This is a genomic window from Janthinobacterium sp. GW458P, assembly GCF_002127585.1.
Classification (GTDB): domain Bacteria; phylum Pseudomonadota; class Gammaproteobacteria; order Burkholderiales; family Burkholderiaceae_D; genus Janthinobacterium.
This window is the reverse complement of sequence record NZ_NEGZ01000062.1, coordinates 1-17,409: the sequence shown is the minus strand read 5'-3', so window position 1 is coordinate 17,409 and position 17,409 is coordinate 1. Positions and strand designations below refer to the sequence as shown.

Sequence of the window (17,409 nt, the reverse complement as noted above, 5' to 3'; positions counted from 1 at the left end):
TGTTGTTGATGACGCGGGAGTAGCTCAGTTGGTAGAGCGCAACCTTGCCAAGGTTGAGGTCGAGAGTTCGAGACTCTTCTCCCGCTCCAGTTTTCTGGATCGGGTCATAGGTAAAACAGCGAATGTAGTAAAAAGTAGTACTGGCGATGTAGTAGAGCTTCTGATACAATGTTGTCCACTGCGGGAGTAGCTCAGTTGGTAGAGCGCAACCTTGCCAAGGTTGAGGTCGAGAGTTCGAGACTCTTCTCCCGCTCCAGTGAACACTGGATCAGCAGTAAAGCAGCACTGGTAAACGGTAGTAAAAAGCAGTAAAATAGCGGTTCGTATGCGGGAGTAGCTCAGTTGGTAGAGCGCAACCTTGCCAAGGTTGAGGTCGAGAGTTCGAGACTCTTCTCCCGCTCCAGCGAACGCTGGTGCAGTACAGCAAGAATGGCAGCAGCAGAAAATAGAAGCTCCAATGCGGGAGTAGCTCAGTTGGTAGAGCGCAACCTTGCCAAGGTTGAGGTCGAGAGTTCGAGACTCTTCTCCCGCTCCAGAATTCTAAAGGGAAGCGAAGCTGGCTTCCTTTTTTTATCCGCCGCAAAGCAGTCATGCGGCGTGATTAAGCGGTAAACAAGCTCCAATGCGGGAGTAGCTCAGTTGGTAGAGCGCAACCTTGCCAAGGTTGAGGTCGAGAGTTCGAGACTCTTCTCCCGCTCCAGTTTTCAAGGTGGGCCGCGAGGCGCATCCAAGCAGTTCCTCTGGCGAGGTAGCAAAGAGGTTATGCAGCGGCCTGCAAAGCCGTTTAGACGGGTTCGATTCCCGTCCTCGCCTCCAGATGCAGCGCAGTCATCAATGCGCAGATAAAAAAGCCCACTTCGGTGGGCTTTTTTTTCGCCTGTGGCGGCGTGAATGGCGTCGGCTGTCATTAAATAAATGGCTTTAATTTATTTAATTTCCGGGAAATGACTAACCGACAGTAATCTGTGGATCCCAATAAAAATAACCATACAGGCTTTGCGTCTGGCCGTCGTCATTCAGGCTATATACGGCAATATAAACGTAGAAATTTTCCGTGCCGGATTTGGATACCTGCGCCGTGAAATTGGAAAAATTGCGCGATTGCTGTATCGCCGGCAAGCCATTCGAGGAATCCGAATTCGGCATGGCCGCATTTCTGCGGGTAATGGTATTGGAGACAAAGTTATTGAAGACCTTGTCGCCATTCCAGTAATTGATGCCATAGACAATGACGGCCGAATCGGCGTTGTCATAGATGGAAGCGCCGGTGAAGGAGACATAGTCGCCCACGTTGGCCCTGAAACTCAGGTCGGCCGAGCCTTGTCCGCTGTTGATGCCGCGCGGGTCGGTGGCAATCATGTACTGGCTGGTATGCGCCAGTCCCACGGGCTTGGTCTGATCAGGGGCGGTCTGACGCGGATGCTGGGCCATGATCAGATCGGTGTCTATTACAACGAGAATGTTGATTGTAATATTGCTGGCATATAATTGCGCGTCGGTCATGATTCCTCCTGAGTTTTCCTACTCGTCTGGCTTTTCGGATACGCCCCGTTTTTTAATGTGGTAAACAGTCTCCACCACTGCTGTGTAGAATAATGGAGAAAATTGCATAGATACTCTCCAATTGAAACAACGGCATTATTTAAAATATTCCATTTAAATTATTCTTATTTTGCAAATATAGCTATTGGAAACATTCCGCGTCGGCCGGCGTCGGCCGCGGCTGCGTGCCGCCGGCCGGCCTGCCGCTGCTGACCGTTCTTGTATAATGCGGGCAGGCTCAACGGCCCCGCCTGGCGCGCGGATGGATCTTTCCTTTCCGCCAAGCCCATGTAGCCACTGACGATTTCCCCTCCGTTTGACCTGGTCCCGGCTTCCTGTGGCGTCCGTATGCATGGCTGTGCCTGATGATTCGCGCCCAGGCCCGCTTTTCCCTGTTCCGACTCTGGATTTGAATCAATGCTCAACACAACTTTTCGGGACGAGTGGTCCTCTGCGCCGCAAAAAAATGTCCTGGCGGGCCTCACCACCTCGTTCGCCCTGGTGCCCGAATGCATCGCCTTTGCCCTGGTGGCGCAGCTCAATCCCCTGATGGGCCTGTACGGCGCCTGCATCATCTGCGCGCTGACAGCCATCTTTGGCGGGCGTCCCGGCATGATTTCGGGCGCCGCCGGTTCCATGGCCGTCGTCATCGTGGCGCTGGTGGCCCGGCACGGCGTGCAGTATCTGCTGGCCACCGTGGTGCTCGGCGGCATCCTGATGGCGCTGTTCGGCATCTTGCGTCTGGGCAAGCTGATCCGCATGGTGCCGCATCCGGTGATGCTGGGCTTCGTGAATGGCCTGGCCATCATCATCGCCATGGCCCAGCTGGAACATTTTCGCCAGCTCACGCCGCAAGGGGAAACCTGGCTGCAAGGCACGGCCTTGCTCGTGATGGGCGCGCTGGTGCTTCTCACCATGGCCATCGTCTACGTGTTGCCGCGCATCACGCGCGCCGTGCCGCCCGCCTTGGTGGCCATCCTTGGCGTCGGCGTGCTCAGCTACAGCTTGCACTTGCCCACGCGCACCCTGGGCGACCTCGCGCATATCGCCGGCGGCCTGCCGGTCCTGCACTGGCCCGCGGTGCCGCTGGACATGGCTACCTTGCACATCATCTTGCCGTATGCGGCCCTGATGGCCATGGTGGGCTTGCTGGAAACCTTGCTCACATTTAATCTCACAAATGAGATTACCGAAACGCGGGGCCAGCCCAACCGTGAATGCATCGCCCTCGGCGCCGCGAATGTCGTCTCGGGCCTGTTTGGCGGCATGGGCGGCTGCGCCATGATCGGGCAGACCATGATCAACCTGAGCTCGGGCGGGCGCTCGCGCCTGTCGGGCGTGACGGCCGGCGTGATGATTTTGCTGTTCATCCTGTTCCTGTCGCCCTTGATCGAGCGCATCCCGCTGGCCGCCCTGGTCGGCGTGATGTTTGTCGTAGCGCAACAGACGTTTGCCTGGGGTTCCTTGCGCGTGCTGGGCAAGGTGCCGCGCCACGATGCGCTGGTGATCGTTGCCGTGACGGTGATCACCGTGTTCACGGACCTGGCGACGGCTGTGCTGTGCGGCATCGTCATTGCCGCCTTGAATTTTGCCTGGCAACATGCGCGCGAGATGCGGACCGACACCGATGACAGCACGCCGGGCGTGCGCGTGTACGTGCCGCACGGCACCCTGTTCTTTGCCTCGGTCGCGCATTTCCAGCAGCTGTTCCAGCCGGCCACGGACCCGGCGCGCGTCGTCCTCGACTGCCGCCACCTGCACCTGGCCGACCATTCGGCCATTGCGGCCATCGAGGCTTTGTATGAGCGTTATGACAAGGCGGGCAAGCAGGTGCGGGTGATGCACTTGTCCGGCCGCAGCCAGGCCTTGCTGCAGCGTGCAGGCGTGGATGCGAGCGTGGCGTAAAATGCTGGCCAGGTAGTCCCGCGCATGGTGCGCGACATCGGCGGGATTTTTGAATGGGATGGAGTATTGATGCTGTCGTACGAACAAGAACAATTATTGCAGCAAAGCCAGACGGCTTTTGATGTCTATTATGACGCGCTGGGCGCGTCGCTGGTGCATTTCGTCGAGCGCCTGGGCATCCAGCCCGCGCACGAAGTGCTGACCAACGCGGCCGAGTACTTGCCGTATATCGATGCGGCCATGCGCACCATCGTCATCCGCGACGAGAGCTGGCAGTGGGTGAAGACCATGCTCGGCTACTTTATCGGCGAATACTTTGTGCAAGGTCATGCGGGCTGCTGGTACGTGGAAACGCGGGCCGAATCGCCGCATTTCTGCCGCATCATGGTGGGCGGCTTCGAGCATGGCTTGCCGATGGATGCCGCCGTCGATCCGGAGGCGCTGGCGCTGGCATTCCTGGGACAATCCGTGCCGCGCGAACTGGCGAAACTGATTGACGATACGCAAGCCAGACTGGCTTGATGCAGACATGAGAGGTGGAAAATGGAAGTGGAGTTGAACCTGGCTGAAATCCTGTATGACACGGGCGAGTTGCGTTTCCGTTACACGCGGCTACTGTCCGCGGACGGCACGCGCTGGATACGCCATGGCCTGTTTTGCGAATACCATCGCAACGGCACGGTCATTTCGGAGGGGCATTACGTGCAGGGACGTGAAAACGGCCTGTGGCGCGACTTTTATGAAACGGGTGCGCCGGCCGCCGAAGGGCACTATGTGGATGGCGCCGAAACGGGCGACTGGCGCTATTGGGATGCCTCGGGGAAGCAGATGGCGCGGGCCTGAGCGCGGATGAATGCCGGACCCGGCCGTCTACCGGCAGCGCGTGGCATTGACTGCCACGCGCTGATCGTGACACTTTAAAACTCTTCCCAATCGCCTTCGGCAGGCGCCGTTGCCTTGCTGCTGGCGCGCGTCGCGGGCAGGCGCAGGGCGGGGGCCTTGCGTGCAGGAGCGGCCGGGGCTGCCGGAGCCGCCGCGGCATTGCGCTGCACCTCCTTCATGCTGAAACGGTCGGTCGCCGCCGCATTGGCGTCCAGGCGGAACACGCTGACCACCTGCGCCAGTTCGCTCGCCTGTTCCTGCATGGCTTCGGCCGCGGCCGACGCTTCTTCCACCAGGGCCGCATTTTGCTGGGTCACCTGGTCCATTTCGGAAATGGCCTGGTTGACTTGCTCGATGCCGGCGCTCTGCTCTTCGCTGGCATTGCTGATCTCGCTCATGATGGACGTGACGAAGGCGATGCTTTGCACGATTTCTTCCATCGTCTTGCCGGCCTTGTCGACCAGGTCCGTGCCCACGTCGACTTTTTGCACGGAGTCGTCGATCAGGCCCTTGATTTCTTTCGCCGCCGCCGCCGAGCGCTGCGCCAGGTTGCGCACCTCGGTTGCCACGACGGCAAAGCCGCGGCCCTGTTCGCCGGCGCGCGCCGCTTCCACGGCCGCGTTCAGGGCCAGGATGTTGGTCTGGAAGGCAATGCCGTCGATGACAGAGATAATATCGACGATTTTCTTCGACGAGGTATTGATCTCGCCCATGGTGGCGACCACTTCGGCCACCACGGCGCCGCCGCGGCTGGCGATGCCGGCTGCGTCGCCGGCCAGTTTATTGGCCTGACGGGCATTGTCGGCGTTCTGCTTCACGGTCGAGGTCAGTTCTTCCATCGACGAGGCGGTTTCTTCCAGCGAGCTGGCTTGCTGTTCCGTGCGCGACGACAGGTCCTGGTTGCCGGCGGCGATTTCCGCGGACGCCGTGGCGATGGTGTCGGTGCCGCTGCGCACCTGGCCGACGATGCCGACGAGGCTGTCGTTCATGGTTTTCAGGGCGTGCATCAGCTGGCCCGTTTCATCGCGGCCCCGCACCGTGATGGTGCTGCTCAGGTCGCCAGCTGCCACGGTTTCCGCCACTTTCACGGCGTCGCGGATGGGGCCGGTGATCGAGCGCGTGATCCACCAGGCGAAGCCGATGCCCATCAGCACGGCCAGCACGCCCATGGTGATCAGGAAGATGCGGGTGCTGCTGTAAGCCTCGATGATGCTGGCGCCGACGCCGTCGGCCGCCTTGATCTGCATGCCGGCAAAGCGCTTCACCTCGGCCAGGTAGGCCACGGTGATCGGCGCGACTTCCTTCTCGAACACGATCTTGGCGCCCGCCACGTCGCCGTCGGCCTTCATCTTGAAGGCGCGCGCGCGCGTCGTCACATAGTCGGTGCGCACCTTGCGCACGACCTTGAATTGCTCGATCACGGCCGGGTTGAGCAAGGATGCGACGATGTCGTCCTGCAGCTTGCTGGAACGGTCCGCATCGACTTTCAGGTCTTCCTCGATCTTGGCGCGCACGACAGGATCGGTGATTTCAAACGAGGCGACGCCGCGCACGCTATTGAGTTCAATGATCTTCGACCATTCGGCCACCATGCGCTGGTTCTTGATGCTGGTATTGATGAGGCGGTAGGTCAGATCGCTGGCCGTTTGCATGCGCACGAGGGCGGTAACGGTCAAGGCGGCAAGCAACAACAATACGACAGCAAAGCCGACGCCAAGTCGGCTGCCGATGTTCAGGTTTTTCATGTAATTCCTAACAGTTTAATAGTCATGATCGCCGCCGCCAGCAGGGGCGGACAGGCGCCGCAAGGCGCAGGGGATCGGGGTCTTCGGGTGCCGCGTGCATGCATTGCGGCGCGCCGCGCTGTGCGTGGCGTTAGAGGTAAAGCAAGGGGTGGGGCGGCCTGGGATGCCGCTCACCAGCAAACCGCAAGTATAGCATTGACGCGAGGAAATAGTTTTCCAAGGCAATTTTAATTACTTCTTGATATTAATTTCCTGTTGCTTTTTTACATCAAGTCCCTAGTCTATAAGTACTATCACTTACATTTCGCCTTACTTTTCGCCGTGCCGGCTGATAAAATACTAATGATAATCATTCGTATTAAAACACTGACCAGGGAATTGTATGCAGCAACGTCGCAAGCCAGGATTCACACCGATCAGCATCGCCGTACTGGGCGCCTTGACCTTGGGCGCCACCCCACTGGCAGCGTGGGCGCAGGAAAGCCTGCCCGCCGTCACCGTGACGGCGGCCAAGGACAGCAATGGCTATGTCGCCGCCACCTCCGCCAGCGGCACCAAGACGGAAATGGCCCTGCGCGACGTGCCGCAGACGATCAACGTGGTGCCGGCCGCCGTCATCCGCGATCAGCACGCCGTGTCGATCCAGGACATCATGAAGAACATCCCCGGCGTGGGCCTGTCCACGGGCGACGGCCAGCGCGACCAGGTGTTCATCCGCGGCTTCACGGCCATCGGCGACCAGTTCGTCGACGGCTTCCGCGATGACGCCCTGTATTTCCGCGACCTGTCGAACGTCGAGCGCCTGGAGGTGATCAAGGGACCGGCCGCCGTGCTGTACGGCCGCGGTTCCTCGGGCGGCCTGGTGAACCGCATCACCAAAAAGCCCGGCATCGATATCACGGACGTGGCCCTGAGCCTGAGCAACACGGCAGGGCGCCGCGGCGAGGTCGACGTGGGCAGAGTCGGCGAGACGGTGGACTGGCGCGTCACGGGCGCGCGCGAATTGTCCGACAGCTACCGCGACCAGCAATTCATCAACCGCACGGCGATCGCGCCTTCCGTGGCCATCCGCCTCTCAAACGCGACGAAGCTGCTGCTGCAGGGCGACTACCTGGAAGACCGCCGCCTGACGGACTTCGGCATCCCGTCCTGGCACGGCCGTCCCGTCGCCGTCGATGCGCGCACCTATTATGGCGCCGCGAATGCCCGCGATGCGGATTTCAGCCAGTCGCGCGTGGTCTCCACGGCCGCCACCCTGACGCACAAGTTCAGCGATAGTTTGTCGCTGCGCAATGCCTTCCGTTATTACGACTACCACCTGGACCGCAACAACACGAACATTTCCGGCAACGTCAACGAGGTCACAGGCACGATGAACCTCGGTCACGCCAAGCTCAACCGTGACGAGAGCGGCTGGTTCAACCAGACGGAACTGACGCAAAAGCTGCTCACGGGCAGCCTGCGCCACGAAGTGCTGTACGGCGCCGAGTTCGGCAAGCAGAACAAGGATGCCAGCAACTGGGCCTCGACCGTCGTGGCGACGAATGTATCGATTTTCAATCCCGTCCTGCCGCAGGTCAACCGCAGCAAGCTGGGCGCGCGCAGCGATACCTTCGGCACCTATGACACGGCTGCCGCCTACGTGCAGGACGCCATCAGCTTCAGTGACGAGTGGAAGGCGCTGGCAGGCTTGCGCTACGACCGCTACAAGCAGCAGTCGCGCCTGGCCAATGCGCTTGGCGTGACGACGGCGGACCTGTCGCGCACGGATTCGGCCTACAGCCCCCGCGCCGGTCTCGTCTGGCAACCGGGCGCGGCGCAATCGTACTACGCGTCGTGGAGCCGTTCGTTCCAGCCCAGCGGCGAGAACTTCGCCCTGGCCGCGAATAATGCCGACCTGGCGCCGGAAACCACGCGCAACACGGAAGTGGGCGCCAAGTACGATCTGTGGGGCGGCCGCGCCAACGCCACCGTGTCGCTGTTCCGCCTGGAGCGCGACAACATCAAGATCACCGATCCGATCACCAACCGCATCGTGCCCGTCGGCACGCAGCGCACGGACGGCCTGGAGCTGACCTTCAACGCGGACTTGCACGACGGCTGGAAAATGATGGCCGGCTATGCGTATCTGGACGCCACCATCACCGATTCCATCGCCAAGGATATGAGCGTGAATGCGCCGGGCACGACGAAGCCTGGCTCCGTCGACGTCAAGGGCAAGCGCGCGACCTTGACCGCGCGCAATACGGCCAACCTGTGGCTGACGAAAGACCTGGGCCACGGCTTGACGGTGGGCGGCGGTGCGAATGCCGTCGGCAGCCGTTTCGCGAACCCGGGCAACACGGTGGTGCTGCCGGGCTACGTGACGGCCGACGCCATGGCCGCGTACCGCTCGGGCCGCTATGAAGTGCAGCTGAACATCAACAATATCGGCGACACGCGCTACATCGTTTCCGGCCACGGATCCAGTCCGAACCTGAGCTTGCCGGGCGCACCGCGCAACGTGGCGCTGACTTTGCGCTACAGCATGTAATTTTTGCCGTGCCCCGACCAAACCCGCTCGCGAGCGGGTTTTTTCATGCCCGCCGCGCCGCGCCGGCCGGCGGCTTTGCCGGCGCTGCGCGGCTGGCGCTGGCGGCGCAAACGGGCCGTGGCTGCGGGCCCGTCCATTTAGAGGAAGTATTCGGTATGGATAAATTAATGTTGACTGCGGGTAATTTTTTCCGGCGGACTCGGCCTTGAATGGCTTTGAGGGGTAAAATACGCCTCATATGGCACAGGCATGGTGCTTATATCTTATTGATATGACACCGTCATGACGTTGTATGACTTTTATTTACTCACATCATAGAGGCCTGATTATGGTTCAGATGTCCAGGCGCCAGTTCCTTCGGGTTACTGGCGCGACCATTGCTGGTTCCAGCCTCGCCCTGCTCGGTTTTGCACCGGGCCAGGCGCTGGCGGAAGTGCGGCAATACAAGCTGTCTCGCACGACCGAGACGCGCAATACCTGTCCTTACTGTTCGGTAGGATGCGGCGTGCTGCTGTATGGACTGGGCGATGGCGCGAAAAACGCCGTCTCCAGCATCATCCACGTGGAAGGCGATGCCGATCACCCGGTCAACCGCGGCACCCTGTGCCCGAAAGGCGCCAGCCTGGTTGACTTCATCCACAGTCCGAACCGCCTGAAAGTGCCCGAATACCGCGCACCGGGCGGCACGGAATGGCAGCCGATCTCCTGGGATGTGGCGCTCGACAAGATCGCGCGCCTGATGAAGGATGACCGCGACGCCAACCTGATCGAAAAGAATGCGGACGGCAAGACCGTCAACCGCTGGCTCTCCACCGGCATGCTTGCCGCGTCCGCCGGCAGCAACGAGGTGGGGTATCTGACCCACAAGACAGTGCGCAGCATGGGGATGCTGACCTTTGATAATCAGGCGCGTGTATGACACGGACCGACGGTGGCAGGTCTTGCCCCGACGTTTGGCCGTGGCGCGATGACGAATCATTGGGTCGATATCAAGAATGCCGACGTGATCCTGGTCATGGGCGGCAATGCAGCAGAAGCACATCCTTGCGGATTCAAATGGGTAACGGAAGCGAAGGCGCATAACAAGGCCAAGCTGATCGTTGTCGATCCGCGTTTTACCCGTACCGCATCCGTGGCAGATTACTACTGCGCCACGCGTACCGGCACGGACATCGTCTTCCTCGGCGCGATCATCAATTATCTGCTGACGAACGACAAGATCCAGCATGAGTACGTGCGCAACTACACGGACATGCCCTTCATCGTGCGCGAAGACTATGCGTTCGAGGACGGCCTGTTCTCGGGGTTCGACAAGGAAAAAGGCAAGTACACCAACAAGGCCACCTGGGATTACGAGATCGGCGACGATGGCTACGCCAAGGTCGACCCGACCCTGGAACACCCGCGCTGCGTCTACCAGATGATGAAGAAGCACTACGCGCGCTACACGACCGAAATGGTCGAGCGCACGTGCGGCGTGTCGGCCGACAAGTTCCACAAGGTAGCCGAAGCCCTGGCTTCGACGGCCGTGCCGGGACGCGCCGGCACCATCCTGTACGCGCTGGGCTGGACGCACCACTCGACGGGCGCGCAAACCATCCGCACGGGCGCCATGGTGCAGTTGCTTTTGGGTAACATGGGTATCGCGGGCGGCGGCATGAACGCCTTGCGCGGCCACTCGAACATCCAGGGCTTGACCGACCTGGGCCTGATGTCGAACCTGTTGCCAGGTTACATGACACTGCCCAATGAAGCGGAGCAGGATTTCGATGGCTATATCGCCGCGCGCGCCACCAAGCCGCTGCGGCCGAACCAGCTCAGCTACTGGAGCAATTACCGCAAGTTCCACGTCAGTTTCATGAAGACGTGGTGGGGTGATTTCGCCACGGCCGAGAATAATTACGCCTTCGACTACCTGCCGAAACTCGACAAGCCGTATGACCTGATGCAAGCCATCGAGTTGATGCACCAGGGCAAGATGACCGGTTATATCTGCCAGGGCTTCAACGTCATCGCTTCCGCGCCGAACAAGCAGAAGGTCACGGAAGCGCTGTCGAAGCTGAAGTTCCTCGTCATCATGGACCCGCTGGCCGTGGAAACGGGCGAATTCTGGAAGCCGCACGGCAAGTACCATGAAGTCGATCCCGCCAAGATCATGACGGAGGTGTTCCGCCTGCCGACGAGCTGCTTCGCCGAAGAGCGCGGTTCGCTGGTGAGCTCGTCGCGCGTGCTGCAGTGGCACTGGCAGGCGGCCGAACCGCCGGGCCAGGCGCGCAGCGACCTGGAGATCATGTCGGGCCTGTTCTTGCGCATGCGCAGCATGTACAAGAAAGAGGGCGGCAAGTTCCCCGATCCGATCGTCAACCTGACGTGGAATTATGCGCAGCCGCATAACCCGCAGCCGGAAGAAATCGCCCGCGAATTCAACGGCAAGGCGCTGGCCGACTTGTACGATCCGAAAGATCCGACCAAGCTGCTGGTGAAAAAGGGCGAGCAGCTGGCGTCGTTCGCGCAATTGCGCGACGACGGCACCACGTCCAGCGGTTGCTGGATCTTCGCCGGCAGCTGGACGCAGGCGGGCAACCAGATGGGACGGCGCGACAACAGCGATCCGACCGGCATCGGCCAGACCCTGGGCTGGGCCTGGGCGTGGCCGGCCAACCGCCGCGTGCTGTACAACCGCGCCTCGTGCGACCTGAAGGGCAAGGCTTTCGACCCGACCCGTAAATTGATCGAGTGGAATGGCACCAACTGGAGCGGGGCCGATATTCCCGACTTCAAGGCCGACGAACCGCCGGAAAACGGCATGGGGCCGTTCATCATGCTGGGCGAGGGCGTGGCGCGCTTCTTTGCGCGCGGGGCCATGGCCGAAGGGCCGTTCCCCGAGCATTACGAGCCGTTCGAAAATCCGCTCGGCTATAACCCCATGCACCCGAAGAACCCGCAGGCGACCAGCAATCCGGCCGCGCGCGTGTTTGCCGATGATCGCAAGCAATTCGGCACGCATGAGGAATACCCGCACGTGGCCACCAGCTACCGCCTGACCGAGCATTTCCATTACTGGACCAAGCATGCGCACCTGAATGCCATCATCCAGCCGCAGCAATTCGTCGAAATCGGCGAAGAGCTGGCCAAGAGCATCGGCGTCGTTGCCGGCGGAGAAGTGCGCGTCAGCTCCAAGCGCGGCCACATCATCGCCAAGGCCGTCGTCACCAAGCGCATCAAGGCCTTGATGATCGAGGGCAAGGCCGTGCACACGGTGGGCCTGCCGCTGCACTGGGGCTTTACGGGCGTGGCCAAGCCGGGGTATCTGATTAATACCCTGACGCCGGGCGTGGGGGATGCGAATTCGCAAACGCCGGAATTCAAGTCCTTCCTCGTGAAGGTGGAAAAAGCATGATGGGAGATCAATAATGGCACTGCAATCCTTAGATATCCGGCGCCTGTCGGCTACCACGGTGACGCCGCCGCAGGCGCGCAGCCCGGTGACGGGCACCGTGGCCAAGCTGATCGATGTGTCGAAATGCATCGGCTGCAAGGCTTGCCAGACGGCGTGCATGGAATGGAACGACTTGCGGGACGAGGTCGGCGAAAACCATGGCACCTATGACAACCCGACGGACCTGACGCCGCAATCGTGGACGGTGATGCGTTTTGCCGAGCACGAAAGCAACGACGGCAACCTCGAGTGGCTGATCCGCAAGGATGGCTGCATGCACTGCGAGGACCCGGGCTGTTTGAAAGCCTGTCCGGCGCCGGGCGCCATCGTGCAGTACACGAACGGCATCGTGGATTTCCACCAGGAAAACTGCATCGGCTGCGGCTACTGCGTGGCCGGCTGTCCTTTCGACGTGCCCCGCATCTCGAAAAAGGACGACCGCGCCTACAAGTGCACGCTCTGTTCGGACCGCGTCGCCGTGGGCCAGGAACCGGCCTGCGTGAAGACGTGCCCGACGGGCGCCATCGTCTTCGGCACCAAGGAAGACATGAAGGTGCATGCGGAAGAGCGCATCGTCGACCTGAAGTCGCGCGGCTTTGAAAACGCGGGCCTGTACGATCCGGCCGGGGTGGGCGGCACGCACGTGATGTACGTGCTGCACCATGCCGACAAGCCGCGCCTGTACTCGAACCTGCCGGAGCGCCCGCGCATCAGTCCGATGGTGGGCTTCTGGAAGGGCTGGGCCAAGCCGCTGGCCGTCGCCGGCATGGCGGCCACGGCGCTGGCGGGCCTGTTCCACTACACGCGTGTCGGTCCGAACGAAGTGAGCAAGGACGAAGAGCACGAGGCGCTGGAAGAGGCCAAGCGCATCCGGGAGGAACAGCATGAAGCATAGTGAACTGCACGATGGCAAGCTGCGCGACAAGGACGGCAATCCCTTGATCGAGCGCTACAACCCCAATGAGCGCACGAATCACTGGGTCACGGCCATCACCTTCGTCATGCTGGCCCTGTCCGGCCTGGCCATGTTCCATCCGTCGATGGCGTGGCTGGCGAACCTGTTCGGCGGCGGGCAATGGACGCGCATTTTGCATCCGTTTGCCGGCCTGGTGATGTTCGTCTCGTTCGCGATCCTGGTGCTGCGCTTCTGGCACCACAACAAGTTCGAGGATGGCGACAGGCAATGGCTCAAGCAAATGGACGACGTGCTGCACAACCGCGAGGACAAGCTTCCGAAGATCGGCAAATATAATGCCGGCCAGAAGATCCTGTTCTTCGTGTTGCTGGTCAGCATGATTGGCCTGCTGCTGTCGGGCATCGTGATCTGGCGCGCGTACTTCGCGTTCTATTTCCCCATCGACGTGGTGCGCTTTGCCGCCTTGCTGCATGCGGGTTGTGCTTTTGCCATCATCTGCGCCATCATCGTGCACATCTACGCGGCCCTGTGGGTCAAGGGCTCGATCGGCGCCATGGTGCGCGGCACCGTCACCTATGGCTGGGCGCGCAAGCACCATCCGAAGTGGTTTGAGGCGGTGGTACGCAACAGCAAGGATTAAGCGGCCGTAAGCGATACCCTGCTGCAAGAGCCGGGGCCGGTCCCACAGGATCGGCCCCTTTCTCTTTATCGATTAAAATACTTTTTCAGCACAGCCAACTCCGCTGGCGCTGCCTTGCTTTTTTTGATGGGAACTCCATTGGTACAACGCATTCTTCAGCCAGGCGAAATCGAAGGCCTGGACCACAACGCGATTCCGCGCCTGCTGCTGCCGCAGCCTGACAGCCTGTTCAAGGCGCGCGCCTTGCGCTTGCGCGAATTGGCGCAGGGCAATATCAAGGGCATCCCCGTCGACGCGGGTATGCAGGGCTACCTGGTGCTGATGGCCGCGCTGGCCGATGCGCAGGCCGCCGTGGTGAGCCGCCTGGCGCCCGGCGCCGTGCCTGCCGCCGAACCGGACGCGCTGCGCCGCGCGATACAGCACCGCATGCCGGTGCTGCCCGTCAATGGCGCCCGTCCGCCCGTCTGGCGCGACATCTTCGCCAGCCTGCTCGATGAACTGGCCGCCACGGCGGCCCGGCAGCCGGCCCTGTCCGGCGGCCTGACGCAGGTGCTGGCGCAGCTGCGCGCGCTCGACGTGGCCGCGCTGGACGCCTGCGCCGATTGCGTGCTCGATGAAAATGGCGACAATGTCAATCCCATGCATGCGCCGTTCGTCGCCGCCGCGCTGCAGATCCTGTGGTCGGTATCGGCCAGCGAACTGCGCGCCGCGCGCGTGCCGGACCTCGACACGGGCACCCTGTGCCCCGTCTGCGGCTCGCACCCCGTCGCCAGCGTGATCCGCATCGGCGGCCAGTCGCAGGGCTACCGCTACCTGCACTGCGGCATCTGCGAAAGCGAATGGCATATGGTGCGCGTGAAATGTTCGACCTGCGAACAGAACGGCAAGATCGCCTACCAGGGCCTCGATGCGGCTGACGCTGCGCCGTTCGACCCCGTCACGGCCAAGGACGAGAAATTGCCGAACAAGGCCAACGACCCGAAGAAGGTGGCGCGCGCGGAAACCTGCGACGATTGCCATACCTATCGAAAAGTCTTCAACCAGGAACACGATTACAACGTCGAGCCCCTGGCCGACGACCTGGCCAGCCTGATGCTCGACCTGCTGGTGGGCGAGGCCGGCTACCAGCGCGCCAGCGGCAATCCGCTGCTGTGGCTGGGCAAGAGCGAACCCCAGGGCGCAGCCTGATGAAGCCTGAGCAGACCGTGCGCCTGCCGTCGGTGGACCGCATTCTGGGCGACGCGGCTTGCCTTGAGTTGATGGCGCATTTCGGCCGCGTGCAGACGCTGGCCTGCGCGCGCGCCGTGCTGGCCGAGCTGCGCGCGGCCATGCTGGCCGGCGCAGGGTTTGCTGCATTCGGCGAAGAAGGCGCGACGATCGCCGCCATCGCCGCGCAAATGGGCGAACGCCTGCAGGCGCAGTCGCGCACGCAGCTGCGCGCCGTGTTCAACCTGACGGGCACCGTGCTGCACACGAACCTGGGGCGGGCATTGCTGCCCGACGCCGCCGTGCAAGCCGTGGTGGAAGCGCTGCAGTGGCCGATGAACCTGGAATTCGACCTGGAAACGGGCAAGCGGGGCGACCGCGACGACCTCGTCGAGGAATTGCTGCGCGAACTGACGGGAGCCGAAGCGGCCACCATCGTCAACAACAATGCGGCCGCCGTGCTGCTGATGCTCAATACTTTGGCGCAGAACAAGGAAGTGATCGTTTCGCGCGGGGAACTGGTGGAAATCGGCGGCGCCTTCCGCATTCCCGACGTGATGACGCGCGCGGGCGCCGTGCTGCGCGAAGTGGGCAGCACCAACCGCACGCACCTGGCCGATTACGCGAATGGCGTGAATGAAGACACGGCCCTCTTGATGAAGGTCCATTGCAGCAATTACGCCATTACCGGTTTCACGAAAAGCGTGGAACTGGACGAACTGGTGCCGCTGGCGGCGCAACACGGCATACCGACGGCCGTGGACCTGGGCAGCGGCACTCTCGTTGATCTGGCGCAATACGGCCTGCCGCATGAAACGACGGTGCGCGACACCATCGCGGCGGGCGCCGACCTGGTCACCTTCAGCGGCGACAAATTGCTGGGCGGCCCGCAGTGCGGCGTCATCGTCGGGCGCGCCGACCTGATCGCGCAAATCAAGCGCAACCCGCTGAAACGCGCCTTGCGCGTGGGCAAGCTGACCCTGGCGGCCCTGGCCCCCGTGCTGCAGCTGTACCGCGCGCCGGACTTGCTGGCCGAGCGCCTGACTTCCTTGCGCCTGCTGACGCGGCCCGCCGCCGCCATGCGCGCGCAGGCGCAAACCCTGCTGCCGCTGCTGCAGGGCGCGCTGGGCGCCGCCTACGTGGTGACGGCCGAAGCGGTGACCAGCCAGATCGGCAGCGGCGCCTTGCCCGTCGACCAGCTGCCCAGCTTTGGCCTGGCCATCCGCAGCGCGTCTGCTACGCGCCTGAGCAATCCATTGGGCACGCTGGAGCAGCGCCTGCGCGCCTTGCCGCGCCCCGTGATCGGGCGCATCGGGCAAGACACTTTATGGCTGGACCTGCGCTGCCTGGAAGCGGCGCACGAAACGGCCTTCATTGCGCAACTGGCCGGGTTGTCCGCATGATCGTCGGCACCGCAGGCCATATCGACCATGGCAAGACGACCCTCACGCGCGCGCTGACGGGCGTGCACACGGACCGCCTCAAGGAAGAGCAGGCGCGCGGCATCTCGATTGAACTGGGCTACGCCTACCTGCCGCTGGCAGATGGCACGGTGCTGGGCGTGATCGACGTGCCGGGCCACGAAAAATTCATCCGCACCATGGCCTCCGGCGTGACGGGCATCGACTTCGCCCTGCTCGTGGTGGCGGCCGACGATGGCGTCATGCCGCAGACGCACGAGCACCTGGCGATTCTGCGGCTGCTGGGCGTGACGCGCGGCGCCGTGGCGCTGACCAAGGTCGACCGCGCCGACGCGGCCAGGGTGGCGCAGGTGGAGGCGGACATCGAGGCGCTGCTGGCCGGCACGCCGCTGGCCGGCAGCCCGATTTTCCCCACGGCCGCCAGCCGCGACAGCGATCCCGGCGTGGCGGCCCTGCTGGCGCACCTGACGCAGGTGGCGCGCACCCTGCCGCGGCGCGACGAGCGCCGGCTGTTCCGCCTGGGCGTGGACCGCGTGTTCACCCTGTCGGGGCAGGGCACCGTCGTCACGGGCACGGCGCTGGCCGGCATGGCCACGGTGGGCGACAGCCTGCAGCTGGCGCCCGGCGGCGTGGATGCGCGCGTGCGCAGCATCCATGCGCAGAACCGCGCGTCCGGGACGGGCATGGCGGGCCAGCGCCTGGCGCTGAACCTGGCCGGCATCGACCGCGCACGCATCGAGCGGGGCAACTGGATCGTCGCGCCCGAGCTGGCGCAGTGTTCCGAGCGCGTCGACGTGGAACTGACCCTGCTGCCCGACGCCGGCGTGCAATTGAAGGCCTGGTCGCCGCTGCATGTGCACCTGGGCGCGGCGCACCAGCTGGCGCGCGCCGTCATGCTCGATGGCGAGACCTTGGGGCCGGGGCAGACGGGCAGGGTGCAGCTGGTGTTCGACGCTCCCATGCATGCGGTGCCGGGCGACCGCTTCGTCGTGCGCAATGCGCAAGCGACGCAGACGGTGGGCGGCGGCATGGTGCTTGATCCGTTCGGCCCCGCGCGCAAGCGGCGCAGCCCGGCGCGCCTGGCGTGGCTGGACGCGCTGGCCGCGTTTGTCGCGCACGGCGACATCGGCGCCTTGCTGGCGCAAAGTCCGCTGGGCATGCGCGAGTCGCTGCTGGTGCG

General features: G+C 62.7%; 12 protein-coding genes and 6 tRNA genes. 16 read left to right on the top strand and 2 right to left on the bottom strand.

The window, feature by feature from the left end:
- The first annotated feature begins 13 nt into the window (after nucleotides 1-13).
- From CBW50_RS24610 to CBW50_RS24585, 6 genes are all read left to right on the top strand, one after another.
- Nucleotides 14-89, top strand: a tRNA-Gly gene (locus CBW50_RS24610).
- Between the two features lie 91 nt (nucleotides 90-180).
- Nucleotides 181-256, top strand: a tRNA-Gly gene (locus CBW50_RS24605).
- A gap of 71 nt (nucleotides 257-327) precedes the next feature.
- A tRNA-Gly gene (locus CBW50_RS24600) sits at nucleotides 328-403 on the top strand.
- Nucleotides 404-459: 56 nt separating this feature from the next.
- Nucleotides 460-535, top strand: a tRNA-Gly gene (locus tag CBW50_RS24595).
- An 89-nt stretch (nucleotides 536-624) separates the two neighbouring features.
- Nucleotides 625-700: transfer RNA gene (locus CBW50_RS24590), tRNA-Gly, on the top strand.
- A 42-nt stretch (nucleotides 701-742) separates the two neighbouring features.
- Nucleotides 743-816: transfer RNA gene (locus CBW50_RS24585), tRNA-Cys, on the top strand.
- A gap of 132 nt (nucleotides 817-948) precedes the next feature.
- On the opposite strand, the gene CBW50_RS24580 is transcribed toward CBW50_RS24585, so the two are convergent.
- A complete protein-coding gene (locus CBW50_RS24580; protein ID WP_086147954.1) occupies nucleotides 949-1,503 on the bottom strand; it encodes an inclusion body family protein in 555 nt (184 codons plus the stop codon).
- Nucleotides 1,504-1,959: 456 nt separating this feature from the next.
- On the opposite strand from CBW50_RS24580, the gene CBW50_RS24575 reads away from it, so the two are divergent.
- The 3 genes from CBW50_RS24575 (at nucleotide 1,960) to CBW50_RS24565 (ending at nucleotide 4,290) form a co-directional block, all read left to right on the top strand.
- The gene (locus CBW50_RS24575; RefSeq protein WP_086147953.1) at nucleotides 1,960-3,447 is read left to right on the top strand and encodes a SulP family inorganic anion transporter; all 1,488 of its coding nucleotides are present in this window, start codon (nucleotides 1,960-1,962) and stop codon (nucleotides 3,445-3,447) included.
- Between the two features lie 69 nt (nucleotides 3,448-3,516).
- Nucleotides 3,517-3,969 carry a hypothetical protein gene (locus tag CBW50_RS24570; protein WP_139842626.1) on the top strand — a complete coding sequence of 151 codons (453 nt, stop codon included), beginning with the start codon at nucleotides 3,517-3,519 and terminating at the stop codon, nucleotides 3,967-3,969.
- A gap of 21 nt (nucleotides 3,970-3,990) precedes the next feature.
- Nucleotides 3,991-4,290, top strand: a complete 300-nt coding sequence (locus tag CBW50_RS24565; RefSeq protein ID WP_086147951.1) for a toxin-antitoxin system YwqK family antitoxin — start codon at nucleotides 3,991-3,993, stop codon at nucleotides 4,288-4,290.
- A gap of 74 nt (nucleotides 4,291-4,364) precedes the next feature.
- Here CBW50_RS24565 and CBW50_RS24560 read toward each other — a convergent pair whose 3' ends face one another.
- Nucleotides 4,365-6,074: a methyl-accepting chemotaxis protein gene (locus tag CBW50_RS24560; RefSeq protein WP_086147950.1), complete on the bottom strand. Its 1,710-nt coding sequence runs from the start codon at nucleotides 6,072-6,074 to the stop codon at nucleotides 4,365-4,367.
- Nucleotides 6,075-6,456: 382 nt separating this feature from the next.
- Here CBW50_RS24560 and CBW50_RS24555 point away from each other — a divergent pair, with 382 nt between their 5' ends.
- The 7 genes from CBW50_RS24555 to selB all read left to right on the top strand — a co-directional run.
- Entirely contained in the window at nucleotides 6,457-8,607 is a 2,151-nt protein-coding gene (locus tag CBW50_RS24555; RefSeq protein ID WP_086147949.1) for a TonB-dependent siderophore receptor, read from the top strand.
- 328 nt (nucleotides 8,608-8,935) lie between these two features.
- On the top strand, nucleotides 8,936-12,007 hold the full coding sequence (fdnG, locus tag CBW50_RS24550; RefSeq protein ID WP_086147948.1) for a formate dehydrogenase-N subunit alpha: 3,072 nt from the start codon (nucleotides 8,936-8,938) through the stop codon (nucleotides 12,005-12,007).
- A gap of 13 nt (nucleotides 12,008-12,020) precedes the next feature.
- On the top strand, nucleotides 12,021-12,941 hold the full coding sequence (gene fdxH, locus CBW50_RS24545) for a formate dehydrogenase subunit beta (protein ID WP_086147947.1): 921 nt from the start codon (nucleotides 12,021-12,023) through the stop codon (nucleotides 12,939-12,941).
- On the top strand, nucleotides 12,931-13,602 hold the full coding sequence (locus CBW50_RS24540; RefSeq protein WP_086147946.1) for a formate dehydrogenase subunit gamma: 672 nt from the start codon (nucleotides 12,931-12,933) through the stop codon (nucleotides 13,600-13,602). The genes fdxH and CBW50_RS24540 overlap by 11 nt, the downstream gene beginning before the upstream one ends.
- Nucleotides 13,603-13,728: 126 nt before the next feature.
- Nucleotides 13,729-14,790: a formate dehydrogenase accessory protein FdhE gene (gene fdhE / locus CBW50_RS24535; protein ID WP_172404875.1), complete on the top strand. Its 1,062-nt coding sequence runs from the start codon at nucleotides 13,729-13,731 to the stop codon at nucleotides 14,788-14,790.
- On the top strand, nucleotides 14,790-16,211 hold the full coding sequence (selA, locus tag CBW50_RS24530) for an L-seryl-tRNA(Sec) selenium transferase (RefSeq protein WP_086147945.1): 1,422 nt from the start codon (nucleotides 14,790-14,792) through the stop codon (nucleotides 16,209-16,211). The genes fdhE and selA overlap by 1 nt, the downstream gene beginning before the upstream one ends.
- Nucleotides 16,208-17,409: selenocysteine-specific translation elongation factor (gene selB / locus CBW50_RS24525; protein WP_086147944.1), on the top strand; the 1,202-nt coding region annotated here is incomplete at its 3' end. The genes selA and selB, both read left to right, overlap by 4 nt.